The sequence below is a fragment of the Acetomicrobium mobile genome (genome assembly GCF_937920065.1).
Map to the genome: position 1 here is coordinate 1 of NZ_CALETC010000310.1, position 1,631 is coordinate 1,631.

At 44.1% G+C, this 1,631-nt stretch carries 1 protein-coding gene; it reads left to right on the plus strand.

Features of this window, described 5'->3' with window-relative positions:
- Positions 1-210: 210 nt before the first annotated feature.
- A partial coding sequence (locus tag Q7P41_RS11620; protein ID WP_303884435.1) for a leucyl aminopeptidase occupies positions 211-1,631 on the plus strand: 1,421 nt, incomplete at its 3' end.

The window sequence follows — 1,631 nt, forward strand, 5'->3', positions numbered from 1 at the left end:
TTTGAAAACCCATGACAGCGCTTTTATCCCAAGGAATGTCCAAAAGTGATTTCTAAATGCTAACTACGCTAAAGCCTAATTAGCTTTCCTCGATTTGTAAGACGCGAAGTTAAAGCTATATAATTTAAATTGTCCCCTTTAGGGAGATGGCTTTGGCAATTGGCTATCCATAATTAGCGTGACCCTTGGACCGCCGATATATTTTTGGAGGTGTTTTTGTTGAAAGTTTTAAAATCCGATGCAAACTTGAGTGAATTGAGGGCTCAATCCTTGGGAGTCCTTGTATTTGAGGGCAAAGTGGATGAGGCGTTAGATGCCTTAGGTGATTTAAAAGGTCCGATTAAATTACAGGCTGACATCGAAAATTTTAATGGAAAAAAAGAAAAAGCGTTCAAGGTTACACTTCCGGGAAGTCGCATTCCAAGGGTCTTTTTAGTGGGACTTGGCTTGGAATCCGAGGTAAAGCTGGATGATTTTAGGGTGGCTGCTGCAATTTACACCAAAGAGGCACAAAAATCTTGCGCAGAAGAGCTGTATTTGTTTTTTCCAAAGATCAGCGCTCCCCTTTCGCAAGCTATTGCGGAAGGGTGTTTGCTTGGGTCCTACCAATTTGATCTATATAAGACTAAGAAAGAAAAAGGCGAAAGTGGAATAAAAGATGTTTACATTATTGGCGGCGATGACGAATTCATCGAAAGAGGTGTGCATTTGGCATGTGGGCAAAATTATGCCAGAGGCCTAGCAAATGAACCGCCCAACGTGATCAATCCCCTTTCCTTGGCTAATATCGCGTCCGAATTGGCAGATGACATGAAATTGGATTGCAAAATATACGATGAGAAAGAGCTTGAAGAGATGGGCATGAATGCCCTGCTCGCTGTGGGTAAGGGTTCGGTAAATCCGCCGAGATTAATTCATCTGACATATAAACAAGCCGCCGATTCCAGGGTCAAGGTGGCTCTCGTAGGCAAAGGGCTTACCTTCGATAGTGGGGGCTTAAATATCAAGGCTTCAGAAAATATGAGGACGATGAAAGGCGACAAAGCCGGAGCTTGCACCCTTTTAGGAGTCATGAGGACACTGCCCAAATTAAATCTTCAAATTGAAGTACATGCATTAATTGGAGCTGTAGAAAACATGCCGAGCGGCTCGTCTTATAAACCTGATGACATAATTAGGGCATACAACGGAAAGACCATAGAGATCGATAACACCGATGCCGAAGGGCGCGTTACAATGGCCGATATTTTGAGCTTTGCTTCTGGGTTAAGTCCCTCTTACATCCTTGACGTAGCTACTCTAACGGGTGCCTGCGCTGTAGCGCTTGGTCCTTATACTGCTGGTTTATTTTCAAATGACCAGGCTTTTTGTAATACCTTGCTTGAGATATCCTCCTTCACAGGAGAACGGCTATGGCAACTTCCCCTGGACGATGTGCGCCTGAGAAAACGCCTTGATTCACCATTTGCCGATGTGCTCAACTCCGCAGGAAGATATGGGGGCGCGATCACTGCAGCTATGTTTTTGCGAGAATTCGTGAGAGAAGGAATATCTTGGGCACATTTAGATATAGCAGGGGTAAATTATTATAAGGATCCCTTCGGCTACTATCCAAAGGGTGCTTCTGGGTT